Consider the following 18,380-nt stretch of genomic DNA (forward strand, 5'->3'; position numbering starts at 1 on the left):
ATCGGCCAGAGGCGGCCATCCTGAGAACGAGAATGAAATGAATGCAGGAATATGTTTCACCAAGATATGGTCGGATGACGATCTGCTGGAACTACGAATCGAAATCAATGAAGGCCGCTCCCGATTTCAGACTGAAGTCTATGCAGGGCACGAACAACTAGGCCAGCTTGTTTTAGCCTTGGAGGCATTCAAGGGGGAGGCTCCTGGCAGCCAATATGACTTACGGTTCGGAGAGTTTGATCCGCAATTCGCTGCAGGGGCTTGTCATTTTCTGCTGAAATTCAATGCGCGAGGGATGCTGATCATCACCGCACATTTGCAGTCGCAATTTTTCGACTGTGACGGGAAGAAAGTTGCCAACGAAGGAAAACTTCATCTGCGATCCCATCCTGCGCAACTAGATGATTTTTTACGAGGTTTGGCAGCAATTCACAATCAACATAGTGATACCGCAGTGTTGAATATCGAGTGACTGCAATCGGCCAGAAGCGGGCATTCGGAACTGTCGCTATCGCGGATATGAAGCGTTGACTGGTTTTGTGTGGAAGGTAGTGACGCCGGCAACTAGCCTATCGCTTCCCTTCCTTCTTGCGCATCTCCTTCAACCGTACAGCCGCGCGCTCCACGGTCATTTTCTGCGCCTTGTGCTTCATGCTCTTCCATTCCGTGATTTCAGACTTGGAGCGACCACATCCAGTGCAGACATCGTGTTTCAAATGACAGAGTGAGACGCAAGGGCTCTTAACTTCTTTACTCACCTTGGATTCCTGGATGTTTCGATTGAGATATCTACAGACATGCTAGCGGAAAATAGTTTTTCAATAGTAAGTCCAGAGTGGCGCTGGATGCCAGGCGAGTGCTCGAAGTTGGTACATCATTCGGCATCCGGCGATTTTTCCCACGCGTCGTCGGCTGACTTCCCGCCCGATTTCAGTGAGTGTCACGGCGCGCGTGAGGTCTTGAGCCATCTTGCCGCGGCCAAGTCCTGGACCGGGTGGAGTGAACCCCTCGGGCTGGAGCAAGGCCACCCGAGAGATTCACGCTATCGCGATTATGCTATTTACGGCCGCCAACTTTTCGTTTCGATTTGATATCACGCTGGTATTTCGACTGAAGCTGGGTTAGGGCGAGCCTCAATTCTATGCAGGAACGTGCGAGCAGCTGATTCGCATTTTGCACATCCTTAAGGTTCTTCTTCAGACCATCTATCGTTATGCTTTTTTGTTTTTTACGAGCAGCGCGAGCAGTAGCACTGAATTCATCAATAAGTTGAGGAAACGATGCATAGACGTGGGCCCGGCTGATCGCTGCTTCTTTACATATTGCACTGACGGAAGGCGCTTTTCCTCCTTTTTTTTGAAGCACTTTTTTCGCACTAATCAGAGATTTTCTGACGTTTTCTTCCGTCATTTTTGGTTTTGACATCACTAAGGCCTTTATGAGATGCAAGCGAATTAAGAAGATCTTTTGATTGCGAAGCCCTTATTGCTGAAATGGACCGAGTCATTTCCGGCAGGTCGGTACGCTTTAAAAATTCTATATTCACGTCAAGCCGATCCTTCCACCAAGATTCGTGTTTTTCGGTAATGCAAAAATTCTGGCAATCACCGCATGTGCCTGGTTCGCGATTGACAACGTTGGGGCCACTGTCGTCACCTCGACAGGCAGATAAAGTCTTGCGGTAAAGGCAATAGCCATAATTGCACGGGGCGAGCGTAACGCCGTTTTTAATCATTCGTTCCACCTCTGCTCGGATATGCGTCTGCCCTCTGAATTTTTTCCGATAGAACGCACTCTCTCGAATATGTTCGCTAGCTTTACCTCCTATACGTGGAGAGGTTATGAGATCTTCTAGGCCGGCAGCTAGATCGTTTAATCCTTCCTCTTCCAAAATAGTATTAAGGTCAATATCTGTACCGATATATCCTTGGTCAGTAATGCCTTCTTGTGCATGTCCATAGTATCCAGCCAACGCGCCAAGAGCGGATTTGTCTCTCGCTCCCACGAACTTGGCAAATGATTTTCGACCTTGATGAGCGTGAATCCTGGTAGTTTTTGGCAGTTTTCTTGTTCGATGTTCAGAGAGACAAAAATATTTGAGTAAATCATTGATGTCACGAGAACCTTTTAGGTTGAAATTTGTTTCAGGTCTCGGAAGTATTGTGGAGCCTTTCATCGATGTGAAAAGTGCAGTCATTCCAGACAGTTCGCGTAGCGGCAAGGAAATGCGGGATAGCAGATTTATCGCCTCAACTACCAATTCATTTGCAATCCAACGATGCTGTCGTTTTGTGTTCTTCCATAGGTTGCCCACTAAATACGGATAACTGGTGCCGTCAGAATGAGGGTGATGCATTATGCAATTAACATCTAATTTGATCAGGCTGCCGACGCGCAATCCAGTCATATAAAAAATTATGAAGATACATGCTCCATACGTTTCTCTTTTTCCACTAAGGAGAAGCTTGCCAATTTTTATCGTAGGAGGACGTTTAAGAAGTGAACACAAGTAAATTTTCTGCTCATCGCTGATAGCAGATTTAAAAATCTTGAAGTCATTATCGTGATTCAATGCATTTCCTCCCCGTGCTTTCTTCAAGGCGGCGCATTCATCTATCGCATCGAGAAACTTCAGCCCAGGAGAGCGTATCCAGTTTATCGCGTCGTGCAGATGGGATAGAACGACGTCTTCTGGAAGAGATGTGTACTGGTCTCTTGGCGCTTTGGCATGAAGATGGTCAAGATCGACTTCGACTTCGGGATCGAACGATAAACCGAAAGAGCGATGTAAATAAAATTGATGTAGATACTTCAATAACTGGAAGCGACCGCTGATACTCCGTCTTTGCAGCTTTTGCTTAGAGAAAAATCTGCTCGCTTCAACTCGAAAAGAGAAAAATTGCTCTATCCGATCCGGGGCAATATCGTCAAAGCGACCATATTTCATTGATGCCATCCATTTTAAGAGGGATCGGAGTTCATCAAATTTATGCACGATTGTCGATATTTTGTTGCGACGACGTCGAGATCCAAGCGATATTATTAGCCAAGCAAAAAATTCCTTTGCTTTTTCTATAAGCTGAGAGCGGGCCGATGGGGATAGATGCGACTTAGCAAGAATCGGCGCCCAATGAAATGAAATAGTAGAGGTTTGCCCGTCCTCCGTTTTTTCGCTGTGAACCCATGCATCGGCACTCCGCCGAAGATTGGGATAAAGCTTTGCGAGATGTCGGATATCTTGCTGTTTCACGTGGCTACTCCAGATCTGGAAGCGGCGGTAACGAGTCGACCATTGATTTAGCTAGTGGGCGAGTGTGCATCGGTACCAGCGGAAGTATTTCTCTATCAATAATGTCGAACGTGTCTTGGTATATTTTTATAAAACGCGTCCCCCATCCCCTCGCATTTGCAATAGACCGCCAATTCGTTAAATGTGAATGTGCTTGAAGAAGCTTTGCGATGATGAGTGGGTCATCTAATACAACAATAGATCCTGAGCACTCCGCGCAATTTTTGAACTGATTGCATTTTTCTCCTTTTCTAGAGCCAGGAGCGATTCCAGCAAGCGGGTCTTTGCAGTCAAATCCAAAAGTCGTCGCACGACGACCGTCGGTGGCGATGCGTTCTGAATTTGAGCTGTGTAATTTCTGTGCACTATCTACGAGAATGCCTTGGAACTTCCAAATTAGTTTGTCTTGCGCTTCTTCAACGCGCTCTTTGTTCAAATATCTCTCTGTAGTGGTTACCTTCTTCTGGTTGAGAACTTTCTTGGCCGCATGGATGCCGGCGACCTGTGCATGTAAATCTCCTACCGACGGACGAAGGTCATTCGGGTCAAAATTAGGAAGCTTATGTTTTTTTATGAAAGTTTCGAGTCGTTGATGAATTGTCGCCCACGATAATTGCTTAGATCCCGTGGCACCGTAATAGTGAAGAAAGACTTTGTTCGCATCTTGTGGCGGTGCAAGTTTCACCAACGACTCCGTCATCATGAACAACTTACGGAGTAAGTTTGGAGCGGCATTTTTCTTTCTTTTGTCAAACGCTCTGCTTTGATGCTTACTTCTTCCCTTGGCCCAGGTAACTATTTCACTGTTTTCGAGAATTTCGTGATTGATAATGCAATCTCTGCTGATGTCAAAGACCGCAAGAGCATTGCCAGCTAGTTGTGCCGTTATATGCAGATAAAACGGAAGGGCGGAATCAGCCGTTAGATGGATAAAAGTCCTTAAGTAGTCAATTCCCCCTGCTTTCCCAGCTTGATAAGCAAGGCCATGAGCCGCTATATCCTTTTGCCTAGGAATAAATCCGTTTCCGATAGTTGTCAGTGTCGATAACAGCTCTGCCAGCTGCTCTTCTTCGCGATTACTGAATTTCCCCTTGAGCAGTTTCTTTCCAAGTTGAAACCGCTCCCAATACATATCAATTTCTTCTTCGCACGCGCGCATGATGCGGCGTAGCACTTCGTCGCTATGATGGGTTTTTTTTCGGCCGATAGTGCCGTCATCTGTGAATGACTCGACGGTAAGAATGGCGTTCCGCGCAATAGACTTATTGCGATGTCGATGTATCCATGTCAGAACCGCTGCGCATCGATGCACTATTACGTTTCTTGAGCTCCAATGTAGATTCCCTTCTTCGGCTTTTTCTCGAAGACGATTAAGAATGTCGCCCGGAAAGACTTTGGCTGTTCGGAGTTGAGTGTCGTCTTCCATCATCTTTACGAGCACGTTCACTCCATACATCAAAGTCATTAAGGTTTTTCTTCTATAGCCGCCTCCGATGCTGCAGATTGCAGAAAATATTGCCTCTTTTAGAGTGGCCGAGAAAGATGCTTGTGAAAGGTCGACCGTGTAATCATTTGCAGTTTCGAACCGGAATGTTTTGATAAAGGGGGAGTTCGATTTAGTCATCGGAAACTCCGGCTGCCAAATCAACATTTTTGAGCGTGCTTCCATATAAATAGTCGAGCACCTTTACCACTTCTGCTGAATTTATATCCAACGCTTTGAGGTATATTTCTACTGAAGATATTTGGCTGTGTCCTAAGAGGATCTGCAGAATTTTTAAGGGGTTTATCTGACGCCCTTTTCTGGCCATGTCATCTAACATTTTTAACGCGCAGGTAGCATACGTATGTCGAAGATCATGGGGGGTGCAATCGATATTGCATTGACGAGCATATGCTCTGAAGCGAGCCCCAAAGTGATCGCCAGAAAATCTATTCCCCTGTGAGTTTACGAATACCGGTTGCGCGTCAATTTCTCGATCTGATATTTTTCTTCTTTTCAGCTCCGGCAATCGTTCTAAGGCGATATACCAATTCAATTCTTCGATCAAATGAAAAGGAACTTTTAACGGGGCGTATTTTCCACCTTTACGCCGTATTCGAATGTCAAATATTGGTGTGATTGAGGGGTCAGCGTCGCTGACATCTGGGACGTCTCCAATGTTAAATGCGCATGTTTCAGAACGCCGCGCTCCCGTGCATAGCATCCAGCGGTATGCCAAGCGCTCCGACTTCGTGGCCAATGAGAGAATTCTGTGAAAAGTGGAAGTCGGGACTAATTGCGGTATTTGTTCGTCTTGGTTTAACTTCAATCTGTAGCTTTCATTGGCTTGATTTTCCAGATAGCCAGAGTAGTACTGGCTCGGGGAATATCTAAGCCTCGACGAGAAAAATCCTTTCTTATCGGCCCAAATATAAAAGCGTTCTATGGCCGAAGTGCGATCGTTAATTGTGGAGGTCTCCAGCGGTTTGCCTGTTCGCTCAGAAATTCCATCACGCATTCCATTTCGCAGAGCGAGTAGCGTCTCTTCGGTCGCATCCTCAATACGGCCTTCTAATGAATCTATGGTTGACTCGGAGATATTTGACGGGTGCCTTTCTAGGAATCTCAACCAACAAACCATGTGCTCGGTATACGTTTGAATGGTTTTCTTCGAGCCACTGGCCGATTTGATGCCTGCTGAATGAACCCAAATGGTGGCTGACCAAATTATTTCCCCTAATGCGGAAATGAATATTGGAAAGCGTCGGTCGTTAGGCAGGTCGAACGCAATGTCGAGGGCCTTTAGCTCATTCAAGACGGTTAGTGCTGGCCTGCCGAAGGTGCCTGCAGGAGGTGAAGATAAGCTTGAGTAGACAACCGTAACCATAAGTGGACAATTTTTGCAAAAAAATTGATATTGATGGAGGGTAAATGCCAGACATTTTTATCTTATCCTAATTGAATGCGGTCGAGGTGGCGCCGCTGCTGGTGGCTTGCTGGTAGGGAATTTCTTCGCCCTGTTCGATCAATGCCGGTTGCTGGTCGGCGGTGACCACGCGCGGACTGGAGACGATCTTGCCTTTGCCGTCGGCTTCCAGCGCCGACAGTTCGAGCGTGAGGAAACGATTGGCGGCGGCATTGAACAGGCTCAGCGCGAAACTGCCCGCCGCTGCACCGCCGATCCCTTGCGCCGGCAGATTGACGGCGTGGTTGGCGCTGTACGAATTGGCCGCCGCCGGGGTCAGGCCGGCTACCTCGCCGACCTGGTTGTAGCTGCTGCCGGCGGCGATGCCGTTGGCCTTGGCGGAAAATCCCAGGCGCGCGCCGAGGTTGCGGCTGAAGCTGTCGTCGGCTTCGACAATGCGTGCTTCGATCAGCACCTGGCGCGAGGCGACGTCGATCTTTTCCAGCAGTTTGCGAATGTTGTCGAGCACCGATGGCGTGTCGGTTACGAACAACTGGTTGGTGCGTTGATCGACCACCGCGCTGCCGCGGCGCGACAGTAGCGTGGGACGGCGTTCGCTGGCCGGACTGATGCCGGCGGCAACGTCTTCGCCGAATATTTTGCGGAAAGCTTCGGCCTTCTGGTAGTTGAGCTGGAACACTTCGGCGCGCAGCGGCTCCAGCTCGGCGATCTGGGCGCGCTGTTCCAGTTCGAGCCGCTCGCGCGTCAGCAGTTCTTCGCGCGGCGCCACCCACATGACGTTGCCGTTGCGACGCATGTCCAGCCCGCGCGCCTGCAGCACGATATCCAGCGCCTGATCCCACGGCACCTCCTTCAGGCGCAGCGTCAGTGCACCGCCGACGCCGTCGCTGGCGATGATGTTGATGCCGGTGAAATCGGCCAGCACCTGCAGGATGGCGCGCACTTCGATGTTCTGGAATTGCAGCGACAGCTTGTCGCCGCGATAGGGTTGCTGGCGTTGCGCCGCCCGTTTTTCTGCGTCGGCCGGGTTGCGCACTTCAATCACCAGTTGCGCCTCCTTCTGGTAGGCGTGGTACTCCGCCAGCGCCTCGGTGTCGATCAGCAGCCGCACATCCGCGCCGCGGTCGCTGCTGGCGATGGTCTTGACCGGTGTTCCGAAATCGCTGACGTCCAGGCGTCGCGGCGCGCGCGCCGGAACGCCGGCATTGAGAATGTCGGCGACGATCTGTCGGCCTTGCTGGCGGATGTCGAGTGCTGTTTCCGGTCCGGGCAGATCGATGATGATGCGGCCTTCGCCTTGTGCGCCGCGACGGAAGTCGATGCTGCCGATCAAGGGCCTGGCGCCGGTCGGAGGGGCCTCATTGCCGGCGCTGGCGGCAATGGTGGTAATGGTGGCAATGACGGTGTCGCCTTCGGTACGTACGGAGTAGGGCGGCATGTGCCTGAGGTTGAGCACGACGCGGCTGCGGCCCGCGGACGAGGCGATCGTGACGCCGCGCAAGGCGCCGGAGTTGTTGCCGGCGCCTGGAGTCTGCACATCGGCGCTGTTGTCGGTGTCGGCAAGGTCGATGACGATGCGAGCCGGCGAGGCAGTTGAAAAATGCGCGGGCGAGGTTGCGGGCGGCGTACGCAGCTTGATGCGGACCTCGATGCGCGCATCGCGTTGCGCGACGTCAATCGCGACGATGGCATTGCGCTGCGCCTGCGCATGTACATGTATATGTGCGCCGCTGCCTGCCAGCAAACAGAACATCGTCAGCAGCGCCAGCCGACGGATCGAATGCGTCATTTTCCGCGTCCTTGCAGTTCCAGTGTGGTCATGCGCTTTTCCCAGTCGCCGTTGCTGCGGATAAGTTCCTCCAGTTCGACGCGCCCCTCCGCGACACGGCGGATGACGCCGAAATTCTGTCCCAGGTAATCGCCGGTGCGCGAGGGATGCACAATCTTGTCAACCTGCAGCAAGGCGTCAGTACGGCCATCGCGCGACAGCGTACCGACCATGCGTATCGATTCCAGCGGGACGTCTTCGAGCGGCTGCTTCGTGCCGCGCTGCCGGGGGCGTTCGTCAGCAGTCGCGTCGATGGGGGCAATGGCAGGCCGGCCAAATGGCGTCATGGCATTTTCATCCGCTGCGACGGCGTACGTGTAGGGGACGACATCATTTTCCGGCAGGATGGGCGGCGCTGGTGCAGGCGTGTCGCGACGGATCGTTTCAAGTTGCGCGCGTAACTGATCCGGTGTCTCGCGCTCGGCGCAACTTGCCAGCAGCAGTGCAAGAAGGAGTGCGGATGACGACGTGCATGCCGATTTTCGGTTCATGATTTTTCTTCTTTGCGGGGAGCCATGCGATAGGCCAGGGCGATCGCTTCCAGCCTTACCTGGCCGGGACGGTCGGCGCTGCTCACGCGCATGTCGCCCAGGATCACGAGATGCGTCATCGCGGCGATGTCGGCGGTAAAGCGGACGACGTCGTGATAATCGCCGCTCAGGCGGATGGCGATCGGCGCCTCGACGTAACCGTGTTTCGTCTCGGTATGCCCCGGTCTTGCGAACTCGAATTGCAGCCGGTTTTGCAGCGCGGCGTCGCCGATGCCGTCCAGCACCAGATCAACGTCGATGAAAGTCTTCAGTTGCTGTTCGAGCGTCTTCACGCGTTGTTCCAGATCCTGAATACGCCGTGCGGAGTGCGCGAACGCCATGGCCCGGCGATGCTTTTCCGGATAGGTGGATTTCACTGCGGCGTAATCATGTTCGCTGCGTTCCAACGCAGCGATTTCCGGCATCAGATAAAGTTGCCAACCCGTCAGCACGATCGCCACGAACAGCATCAGCAACAAGGCGTTGCGCCACGCGCGCGGCCAGCTTGATGGATGGCTGCCGTTGAGCTCGCGCCACTGCACGATCAGCGCCGTGGCGTTCATTGCGTCGCCCCGGCGAGATGGCCGACGATCACGAAATCATGGAGCCGACCCGGAGCGATCGCTGACGGTGCGGCATTTGTCGGGACTGCGCTCGCGGCACTGCGCGCCTCCTGCAATTCAATCTGCTGGAAGAATTGCGCGCCCTCGGCGTCGCGCAATGCGTCCAGCAATTGCATGACATGCCGATGCGACGGAGCCGATCCGTTGAGCGTAAAGTTGCGTCCTTGCTGGACCAGCGTGGTGAGGAAGACTTGCGGCGGCATGCGCTGTGCAAGTTCGCCCAGCAATTGCGGCGCATCGTTGCGTTGCTGTTGCAGCGTTTCAAGATGGCGCCGCTTGCGTTCAAGTTCGTCGATTTTTTCGTCTTGCTGCCTGCCGAGGCTGATCGCGGCATCAAGCCGCGCGTGTTCGGTGCGCAACAGATTGAGCAATTGCTGCTGTTGTGCGGCTTGACCGGCGATGTGCCATGCCAGGGCCAGAACGACTGCGAGCCCACCGGTCGCCGTCGCAGCCAGCAGCAGGTGGAAGCGTCGATGCGCGCCTGCTGCCTGATGGCGCTGCGCCAGAAAGTTGAGGCCGCTCATCGGTCGAAGCGCCGCAAGGCCAGGCCGCATGCCGTTGCGCAAGCGGGGCCGTCCATCGCAATTTGCGCGCGGTCAATGGCGGGCGGCGGCACCATGCCGGCGAAAGGTGTCGCTACGGCGGTGCTGATGGTCGTGCGCTTGTGCACGGCTTCCTCCATGCCGGAAATGGTCGCTCCGGCGCCGGTCAATACGATATGCGTCGGCACGCACGATGTCTGCTGCTGCAGCGTCTGCAAGGCCCCGGCAAGGTGAGCAGCTGCCTGCGCCAGATAACCGGCGAGAACATCGGACTGGTCGCCGTCGTATTGCTGCAAGTCGTGCTGCAATTGCCGGTGGCCGATGTCCAGTTGCCGTTCTCCGACGACGCGGCCGGCGCAACACAGCGACAGGAGCGCTCCGTGCGTCTCGAGGTTCGCCATAGCGAAGACGGAAGAAGCCGGCGCCGCGGGCAGCGTTCTGTTCAGTGCCGCCGCTGCCGCATGGCTTTCGATGTCGGCAACCACGGTCTGCAAACCCAGCGACTCCGCCACGGCGATGCGGTCTTCGACGTCATCCCGGCGTACTGCGGCGATCAGCATATCGAGCTGGTCGGGCGCATTGTGCGTCGGTCCGATGATGCGGAAATCCAGCAAGGCCTGCGCCGGAGGATAAGGCAGCAGGCTTTCGGCATGTCGCTCGGCCAAGGCCGCACGCTGTGCCTGGCTGCTGTGCGCGGGGATGGCGACTATTTGCGTGAGCGCGCGCGAGGAGGGGATCGCGATGGCGACTTGCCTGGCCTGCGATCCGCTTTTTCCCCACAGACGCGACACGGCTTCCATGACCTGACGCAGATTGCCGATGCCTTCATCGCCGATGGCGCCGTCGGGCAGCGCTTCACGCGCGCAGCATGCGAGTTGCGCGGTCTGTATGCGGCTTCCGGAGAATTCGACCATCCTGACCTCGGACCGGCCGATATCCAGGCCGGCCATTGGAGAAACATCGCGGGACAGGACGCGGAAAAAGGCGGGGGAAAAGAATCGGGCGAGCTTGGACAAGATTGCATTTCGGAAACAGGTATTCGCATGGCGCAGTTGCGAACTACCCCGACCGGGCAACTGAGAATGATTGTTGTTAAGACAACATGCGGCATCCTAGCAACAACGTTTGTTGTCTGTAAAGCAATTTTCGGGGCGGCATCACATCAGGCTTAAAACGGCCCGTGCGAAACTTCCCCGCGCAAACGGTTTCAGAGCAACGATTCCGCGGCGGCGGGAATTTCGTGCGCACGCCCCGACGCCGGGGTTCAGTCCGTTTCCGGAGAATTGCCGGATTTCACCTTCCCGCAAGTCGTTATAATGCGGGGATTGTCTTTCTCACCAGTCTCACACGCATGACCACCCCAGAAAACAACGGCAAAGCGCCAGCTTCGCAACCCGCTGACGCAACACCGAATCCTGCGAGTGCTTCCGCACCTGCAGCTACTGCCGCCTCCGCTCCCGTCAAGAAAGTCAGAAAGCGCCTGCACCCTGTCCTGCGCGTGCTGCTGGGCGGCATCGGTGTGCTGGTGGCGCTGGTGCTGATGGCGGTGCTGGTGCTGGGGTTTGTCGTCACGCTGGCGTATCCCAAGCTGCCTGACCTCGACACGCTGACCGACTATCGTCCCAAGATTCCGCTGCGCGTGTTCTCCGCAGATGGCGTGCTGATCGGCGAGTTCGGCGAAGAGCGCCGCAACCTGGTGCACATCAAGGACATCCCCGACATCATGAAGAAGGCGGTGCTGGCGATTGAAGATGATCGCTTCTATGAGCACGGCGGTGTCGACTATCAAGGCATCGTGCGGGCATCGGTCGCCAATCTGTCGGGCGGCGGCGGCGGCGCCAGCACCATCACGCAGCAGGTGGCGCGCAATTTCTTCCTGACCAGCAACGAGCCGACTTTCCTGCAAAAGGCTTCGCGCAAATTCCTCTACGAAATTCCGCTGGCCTGGAAAATCGAACGCAACCTGACCAAGGACCAGATCCTTGAGGTTTACATGAACCAGATTTATCTGGGGCAGCGCGCCTACGGTTTTTCTTCGGCGGCGCAGATCTACTTCGGCAAGCAGCTCAAGGAGCTGACCATTGCCGAATCCGCCATGCTGGCCGGTTTGCCGAAGGCGCCGTCGGCCTACAATCCGGTGGTCAATCCGAAACGCGCCCATGCGCGCCAGCAATACATCTTGCTGCGCATGCGCCAGCTGGGCTACATCACCGACGCGCAATACACCCAGGCCAAGGATGAGGAACTGAAGGTCAAGACCGACAGCACCGCCTTCGGCGTGCATGCGGAATACGTCTCGGAAATGGCGCGCCAGCTGGTCTACGCGCAGTTCAAGGACGACACTTACACACGCGGCCTGAATGTTTTCACCACCATCACCAAGGCCGACCAGGACGCCGCCTACCTGGCGCTGCGCCGCGGCATCATCGACTACGAACGCCGGCATGGCTACCGCGGTCCGGAAGGCTACATGGAGATCCCGACCGCGTCGAAGGAAGAAGCCGACGACGCCATCGAATCCGAACTGGCCGACCATCCCGACAGCGACGACCTGATCGCCGCCGTCGTGCTGGAAGCCACCACCAAGGAAATCACCGCCGTGCTGGCGACCGGCGACGAGATCAAGATTTCCGGCGCCGGTCTCGGCTTTGCCGGCAACCTGCTCAGCGAAAAAGCGCCACCGCAGAAAAAGATCAAGCGCGGCGCCATCATCCGCGTGTTCCAGGACGGCAAGAACTGGATCGTCACGCAAATGCCCGAAGTCGAATCGGCATTCATCTCGCTTGATCCCAACGACGGTTCGATCCGTTCGCTGGTGGGCGGCTTCGACTTCAACCGCAACAAGTTCAATCACGTGATCCAGGCGTGGCGTCAGCCGGGCTCGTCGTTCAAGCCGTTCATCTATTCGTCTTCGCTGGAAAAAGGTTTGTCGCCGGCCACCATCATCAACGATGCGCCGCTGACGTTCACCCAGACCGGCGGCCAGGTGTGGCAGCCGAAGAACTACGGCGGCAAGTTCGAAGGTCCGATCTCGATGCGCCGCGCGCTGCAGAAGTCGATCAACCTGGTGTCGATCCGCATCCTCGAACGCGTCGGCGTCAAGTATGCGCAGGAGTACATCACGCGCTTCGGTTTCGACGCCGACAAGAACCCGCCTTACCTGACGCTGGCGCTGGGCGCCGGCGCGGTGACGCCGCTGCAGATGGTGGGCGCCTATTCGGTGTTCGCCAATGGCGGCTACAAGATCAATCCTTACCTGATCTCGAAGATCACCGACAACAACGGCAACACCTTGTCCGAAGCGCATCCCGCCCGTTCCGGCGATGAAGCCAACCGTGTCATCGACCCGCGCAACGCCTTCGTGATGGACAGCATGCTGCGCGACGTCGTGCGTCATGGCACCGCCGTCAAGGCGCTCTCGCTCAAGCGCACCGACCTGGCCGGCAAGACCGGCACCACCAACGATTCGATGGACGCCTGGTTCGCCGGTTATCAACCGAACCTGGTCGGCATCGCGTGGATGGGCTACGACCAGCCGAAGAGCCTGGGCGACCGCGAAACCGGCGGCGGCCTGGCGTTGCCGATCTGGATCAGCTACATGCAGAAGGCGCTCAAGGATGTGCCGATGGTTGACCGTACGGTGCCGGGCGGTCTGATCGAATCAGGCGGCGAATACTATTATTCGGAATATCCGCCGAGCGCCAGCGTGCGCGATCTGGGCCTGGGCGAGCATGGTGCTGCAGCGTCGCCGGAAGAAGAAAAAGCCAAGAACCAGATGAAGAACGAATTGTTCTGACGGCCGCCATATCGGCAATTCGACAGTGCAAAAAAAACGGCAGGGGCGACCCTGCCGTTTTTTTACGCCTGAGATGTCGGCATCAGGTGCTCATGCGGCCTGCACGTATTGCTGGTAACCGCGCGCCCGCAGGTCGCAGGCCGGACATGTGCCGCAACCGTAACCCCAGTCGTGCAAGGCACCGCGCTCGCCCAGATAACAGGTGTGCGTATCCGCGCGGATCAGGTCGACCAGCGCCTTGCCGCCGAGTTCTTCCGACAGGCGCCAGGTGGCTGCCTTGTCGATCCACATGAGCGGCGTCTCGACTTTGAGCTGCGTCGCCATGCCGAGGTTGAGCGCAACCTGCAAGGCCTTCATGGTGTCATCGCGGCAATCCGGATAACCCGAGAAGTCGGTCTCGCACATGCCGCCCACCAGCACATCCAGTCCGCGTCGATAGGCCACCGTCGCCGCCACCGTCATGAACAGCAGATTGCGGCCCGGCACGAAGGTGTTGGGCAAGCCGTTTTCCTGCATCGAGATGGCAACGTCGCGCGTCAGCGCGGTGTCGGAAATCTTGCTGATCAGGGACAGATCGACCATGTGATCTTCGCCGAGCTTGTTGTTCCACTCGTCCGAAAAGCCACGCATTTTTTCCAGCAGCGCCGGGCGCACTGTCAGTTCGATGGCGTGACGCTGGCCATAGTCGAAGCCGATGGTTTCGACTTTTTCATAGCGCGAGAGCGCCCACGCGAGGCAGGTGGCGGAGTCCTGGCCGCCGCTGAAAAGGACCAGCGCGCGGTGCGGCAGGGAGGGACGTGGTGTTGTTGCGATGTTCATGTTTCCGTCTTTTTATTGATGGGGTGTGGATGCCGTTGCCGTTATTTTTTGCTGACGTTATCGAGCGTCTGTTCGATGAAGTCGCCATCCGGATCGGTGAAGCGCAGGCGCACCGGATACCAGTCCGACGACGGCGCCAGCCAGATGTCGAGCTTCTGGCTCTTGTCGTCCGGCGGCGGCGCGCGGAAGATGTGCACGGCGTTGACCTCGCCTTGTTTCGTCTTGATCTTTTCGCGGCCGACCACCTTGAAGCTCCATTGTTCGGCGTCGCGCGGACCGGCCACGAAGAACTGCCATTCGGAACCGTTGGTGAACTTGTCCGGCGCACCGCGCGCCACCGAGATCAGTTGCCAGATGATGCTGGTGCGATCCTGTTCTCCTCCCTTGAGGGGATAGGTTTCAGTCGATTGCGTGAAATTGATGGCGTGCGTTTCGCGGTTGAAGGTGGTGGTGGACGCTTCGCGGCGGAAGCGTTTTTCCACGAAGCGCGCCGGCGCCAGGCCGAACGCATCGATGTCGCCTTCGCTGGTGGCTTCGAGAATTTTGCCGACCAGCATCGCGCGCGTTTCGGCGTTGACGCTGTATTTGCCGTTGGCGTTGCTCCACTTGACCGTCGATTCGCCGGTGACTTGCAGGCCGCTTTGCTTGGCTTCGATGTTGTAGTGGAGGTCGGCCGACGGCGGCAGGCTGACCTTGCGCTTGAGCACCGGATGTTCGGCCGGATCGGCTGCCAGCGCGAGGGGGCCGATGGCGGCGGTGGCGCTCAGCAGCAAGGCGCAGACCAGGCGCGACAGGAAGCGCTGCGAGGAAGTGTTGACGGTTTGACTATGCATGTGGGATCACTTGAAAATTCGGCAACTGTCCGGCGGCGATGTCGATGTATCTGCCGGGACGATGCATGCCTACGGTTTTTCGGAGCGTTGCTGGTTTGTTCGACCACGCTCGATGGCGCTAGTTTATAGAGTTTTTTATAGAGTTTTTATTGCCGGGTTTTTGCCGTAGAGTTTTTCGTCACGGCGTCTTGAGCTTGGACAGCGACAGTTCCAGATAGTCTCCGTTGGTTTCGGTAAAGCGCAGCCGCGCCGGATACCATTGCCGGCCCGGTTCCAGCCAGATGTCGAGGCGCTGCTCGTACGATCCCGGGCGCGGCTGGCGCACGACGTGCCAGACCTGGGCGGCGCCGGTGATGAGGCGGATTTCTTCCTGGCCGACGACTTGCATGCGCCACACTTCACCATCGCGCACGCCGGCTACGAACATGTCGATGACCGCGCCGGGCGCGAATTTGGCACTGTCGCCGCGGCCGATGGCGGCCAGTTGCCAGATCAGGCTGGCGCGGTCCTGTTCGCCGCCGGCGCGCGGATAATTGGTGGTCGAGGCGGAAAAGCTGACAAGATTGCGTTCGCGGTTGAAGTGCGTATTGGTGACGGGGCGATTGCGTTTCTTCTCGGTGTACAGCTCGGGCTCGACGCCGAACGTGCCGATCTCGCCGCTGCTGGTGAAGTTCAGGAAGGCGATCTTGGCGAACAGGCGCGTATACACCTCGCCGTCGACTGTGTAGCGGCTGCCGTCGGTTTTCCAGTCCAGCGTGCTGGTGCCATGCCAGGTGAGGTTGTCGGAGAACGCCAGCACGTCGTATTCGAGTTCGGCGGAGGGTGGCGGATCGATGTGATATTGCGTACCCTGAACGGCGGGCGGGCTGTCGTCTGTGGGAGGTGCGGATGCGGGCGCGGGTTCGGCAGAGGCGGCGGCGTGCACCGGTTCCGGCGCAACTGCGTTCACGGTCGACGGCGTGTCGCTGATGGCGTCGACGGCAGCAACGGCATTGGAGACCTCTGGTGCCGGTGAGGCCGGCGGACGCGGCTTGACGGTTTTCGGCAGCTTCCGTGCGGCAGCCACCGGCAACGACACCGGCTGCCTGGGCAACTCCAGCGGACGCAGCGTGACGCTCACGCTGGACGTCGCGTGTGCATCGGTGTCGGTCGCGTTGAAATACGCCTTGCCCCAGTGGATGGCCAGTACGTGCAGCACGATGGTGAGCAGGATCAGCGCGGCAATGCGCCAGCGCCTGGTGGGTGGAAAAGCCGTTGCTTCTGTCATGGCGCAAGTGTATCGCGCCCTCGCGATCGGGAGGCGAGGAATGCGTTGCTCGCCTGTGCAAACCACGTACAATCGTCGCAACCCTTACGTGATCATTTTGCCGATTGGAGACTGCAATGCTGAACCACAACAACATGCCCGGCGCCGGATCGATTTCCGACACCATGGAATTCATGCGCAAGATGTGGGGCAGCATGGGCACGCCGGCGATCGGCATCCCGTCGCTGTCGGTGGAAGAAATCAACAAGAAGATCTCCGACCTCAAGACGGTCGCCTCCTGGCTCGAACTCAACATGAACATGTTGCGCGCCACGATACAAACGCTGGAAGTGCAAAGCGCCACGCTGACGACGTTGCAGGCGATGGGCGCGATCCTGACGGCGCGTGAAGGCGAGGGCGCAGCAGCCGCGAAGACGGGCTCGCCGTTCGGCTTCCCGGCATGGCCGCCGCAAGGCAAGCCGGCGGCGGAAGCTGCACCGGCCCCTGCGCCCCAATCCGAACCGGAAGTTGCACCTGAAAAGGCGCCTCAGCCTGACGCCGCCGCGCCGGCCGCTTCAGAAGCCAAGCCCGACCCCGCCGCGCCCGATTTCCAGGCGTCGATGGCCAATCCGACGGCATGGTGGAACTTGCTGCAGGAGCAATTCCAGCAGGCGGTCGGCAACGTGCTGGCCGATCAGCCGCCAGCCGGGAAAGATGCCAAAGCACCAGCCCCGGCCGCTCAGAAAAAAACAACAAAAGCCAAGCCCGCAGCCAAACCGCGAACACGCGCCAAATCGACTGTTGTACAATCTCGCAAACCCAAGCCAGCCCCCCGCAAGCCAAAATCCCCTTGATCGGCGCAAAACAACAACATTTGTCCGCATAATTTGCGAGACTTTGCCGCTTGTCATCATTCTGAAATGAAGCCGTTTTAGTATGGGGACGGGGAAAATTCTTGGTAAAATCAACAAGTTAAATCATAGGCAAGGTCAGAATGCTGTACCCAGAACTGTTTAAATCGCTCGAGCAAGTCCGCTGGAACATGGATAAAGATATTCCTTGGGACAAATTCGACGCTTCTCTGCTCTCCGACGAGCAAGCCCAGACCATTCGCATGAATGCGATCACTGAATGGTCGGCGTTGCCCGCGACGGAAATGTTCCTGCGCGACAATCGCGGCGACAGCGACTTTTCCGCCTTCATGTCGGTATGGTTCTTCGAAGAGCAAAAACACTCGCTGGTGCTGATGGAATACCTGCGCCGCTTCAAGCCGGAGTTCGCACCGACCGAAGAAGAGCTGCACAACGTGCGCTTCGAATTCGATCCGGCGCCGCCGCTGGAAACGCTGATGATGCACTTCTGCGGCGAAATCCGCCTGAACCACTGGTATCGCTGCGCCTCCGACTGGCACACCGAGCCGGTCATCAAGCAAATCTACAAGATCATCAGCCAGGATGAAGCGCGCCACGGCGGCGCTTACCTGCGCTACATGAAAAAAGCCCTGGTCGAAGTCGGCGACACCGCGCGTGCCGCCTTCGCCAAGATCGGTGTGCTGATGGCCTCCGCCCGCCGTACCGAAAAGCCGCTGCACCCGACCAACCTGCACGTCAATCAGGCGCTGTTCCCGAACGACACCGTGCAGAGCCGTCTGCCGGATCCGGAGTGGCTGGAGCATTGGCTCGACACGCAGATCAAGTTCGACAGCGAGTGGGAAAAGAAGGTCGTCGACCGCATTCTGCACAACATGTCGCTGCTGTTTGAGCGCACGTTCGAGACCGTGCAGGAGCTCAACCGCTATCGCAAGGAAATCGTCACGCGCATGGCGCCGCCGGCACGTCCCGCCGCCGCCTGACCGGGTCGCTTCCGAATCGGCAAAGCCGCACTCAGGTGCGGCTTTTTTACATGTGAATGTGACTGTGCAACGCAACCTAAGCAATCGTTAAGCAACCGTACAACGCAACTGTT

The 18,380-nt window shown here is 56.6% G+C and carries 17 protein-coding genes; 4 read left to right on the top strand and 13 right to left on the bottom strand.

What is annotated here, in order from left to right:
- Positions 1–472: hypothetical protein (locus DXT88_RS04095; RefSeq protein WP_265211734.1), on the top strand; the 472-nt coding region annotated here is incomplete at its 5' end.
- 97 nt (positions 473–569) lie between these two features.
- Here DXT88_RS04095 and DXT88_RS04100 read toward each other — a convergent pair.
- The 10 genes from DXT88_RS04100 to pilM all read right to left on the bottom strand — a co-directional run bounded on the left by DXT88_RS04100 (position 570) and on the right by pilM (position 10,671).
- A complete protein-coding gene (locus DXT88_RS04100) occupies positions 570–758 on the bottom strand; it encodes a DUF1289 domain-containing protein (protein ID WP_265211735.1) in 189 nt (62 codons plus the stop codon).
- Positions 759–1,056: 298 nt separating this feature from the next.
- Positions 1,057–1,425, bottom strand: coding sequence for a TetR family transcriptional regulator (locus tag DXT88_RS04105; RefSeq protein WP_265211736.1), 369 nt, complete (start codon positions 1,423–1,425; stop codon positions 1,057–1,059).
- On the bottom strand, positions 1,376–3,250 hold the full coding sequence (locus DXT88_RS04110) for a hypothetical protein (RefSeq protein WP_265211737.1): 1,875 nt from the start codon (positions 3,248–3,250) through the stop codon (positions 1,376–1,378). The genes DXT88_RS04105 and DXT88_RS04110 overlap by 50 nt, the downstream gene beginning before the upstream one ends.
- Positions 3,251–3,254: 4 nt before the next feature.
- Positions 3,255–4,913 carry a hypothetical protein gene (locus tag DXT88_RS04115; RefSeq protein ID WP_265211738.1) on the bottom strand — a complete coding sequence of 553 codons (1,659 nt, stop codon included), beginning with the start codon at positions 4,911–4,913 and terminating at the stop codon, positions 3,255–3,257.
- Positions 4,906–6,159 carry a tyrosine-type recombinase/integrase gene (locus DXT88_RS04120; RefSeq protein WP_265211739.1) on the bottom strand — a complete coding sequence of 418 codons (1,254 nt, stop codon included), beginning with the start codon at positions 6,157–6,159 and terminating at the stop codon, positions 4,906–4,908. The genes DXT88_RS04115 and DXT88_RS04120 overlap by 8 nt, the downstream gene beginning before the upstream one ends.
- Before the next feature lie 67 nt (positions 6,160–6,226).
- Entirely contained in the window at positions 6,227–7,987 is a 1,761-nt protein-coding gene (gene pilQ / locus DXT88_RS04125) for a type IV pilus secretin family protein (protein ID WP_265211740.1), read from the bottom strand.
- Positions 7,984–8,517 carry a pilus assembly protein PilP gene (locus tag DXT88_RS04130; RefSeq protein ID WP_265211741.1) on the bottom strand — a complete coding sequence of 178 codons (534 nt, stop codon included), beginning with the start codon at positions 8,515–8,517 and terminating at the stop codon, positions 7,984–7,986. Before DXT88_RS04130 ends, pilQ begins: the two co-directional genes overlap by 4 nt.
- Complete coding sequence (locus tag DXT88_RS04135; RefSeq protein WP_016834756.1) at positions 8,514–9,119, bottom strand: type IV pilus inner membrane component PilO; 606 nt, start codon at positions 9,117–9,119, stop codon at positions 8,514–8,516. The genes DXT88_RS04130 and DXT88_RS04135 overlap by 4 nt, the downstream gene beginning before the upstream one ends.
- Positions 9,116–9,703 (bottom strand): PilN domain-containing protein, encoded by a 588-nt coding sequence (locus DXT88_RS04140; protein WP_265211742.1) that lies wholly within the window; start codon positions 9,701–9,703, stop codon positions 9,116–9,118. Before DXT88_RS04140 ends, DXT88_RS04135 begins: the two co-directional genes overlap by 4 nt.
- Complete coding sequence (gene pilM / locus DXT88_RS04145; RefSeq protein WP_265212154.1) at positions 9,700–10,671, bottom strand: pilus assembly protein PilM; 972 nt, start codon at positions 10,669–10,671, stop codon at positions 9,700–9,702. The genes DXT88_RS04140 and pilM overlap by 4 nt, the downstream gene beginning before the upstream one ends.
- A gap of 530 nt (positions 10,672–11,201) precedes the next feature.
- On the opposite strand from pilM, the gene DXT88_RS04150 reads away from it, so the two are divergent.
- Complete coding sequence (locus DXT88_RS04150; protein WP_029363554.1) at positions 11,202–13,517, top strand: penicillin-binding protein 1A; 2,316 nt, start codon at positions 11,202–11,204, stop codon at positions 13,515–13,517.
- Between the two features lie 90 nt (positions 13,518–13,607).
- Here the strand turns inward: DXT88_RS04150 and queC are convergent, their stop codons facing one another.
- From queC to DXT88_RS04165, 3 genes are all read right to left on the bottom strand, one after another.
- A complete protein-coding gene (gene queC / locus DXT88_RS04155) occupies positions 13,608–14,336 on the bottom strand; it encodes a 7-cyano-7-deazaguanine synthase QueC (RefSeq protein ID WP_265211743.1) in 729 nt (242 codons plus the stop codon).
- A gap of 41 nt (positions 14,337–14,377) precedes the next feature.
- Positions 14,378–15,169, bottom strand: a complete 792-nt coding sequence (locus DXT88_RS04160; RefSeq protein WP_265211744.1) for a DUF3108 domain-containing protein — start codon at positions 15,167–15,169, stop codon at positions 14,378–14,380.
- A 178-nt stretch (positions 15,170–15,347) separates the two neighbouring features.
- Positions 15,348–16,436 (bottom strand): DUF3108 domain-containing protein, encoded by a 1,089-nt coding sequence (locus DXT88_RS04165; protein WP_265211745.1) that lies wholly within the window; start codon positions 16,434–16,436, stop codon positions 15,348–15,350.
- A gap of 116 nt (positions 16,437–16,552) precedes the next feature.
- Between DXT88_RS04165 and DXT88_RS04170 the strand changes: the two genes are divergently transcribed.
- Both DXT88_RS04170 and DXT88_RS04175 read left to right on the top strand, forming a co-directional pair.
- Positions 16,553–17,269: a PhaM family polyhydroxyalkanoate granule multifunctional regulatory protein gene (locus tag DXT88_RS04170; RefSeq protein ID WP_265211746.1), complete on the top strand. Its 717-nt coding sequence runs from the start codon at positions 16,553–16,555 to the stop codon at positions 17,267–17,269.
- A 140-nt stretch (positions 17,270–17,409) separates the two neighbouring features.
- Positions 17,410–18,267 (top strand): ferritin family protein, encoded by an 858-nt coding sequence (locus tag DXT88_RS04175; protein WP_265211747.1) that lies wholly within the window; start codon positions 17,410–17,412, stop codon positions 18,265–18,267.
- Positions 18,268–18,380 lie beyond the last annotated feature (113 nt).

Source organism: Herbaspirillum lusitanum, assembly GCF_026127345.1.
In the GTDB taxonomy this organism is placed as follows: Bacteria; Pseudomonadota; Gammaproteobacteria; order Burkholderiales; family Burkholderiaceae_D; genus Herbaspirillum; species Herbaspirillum lusitanum.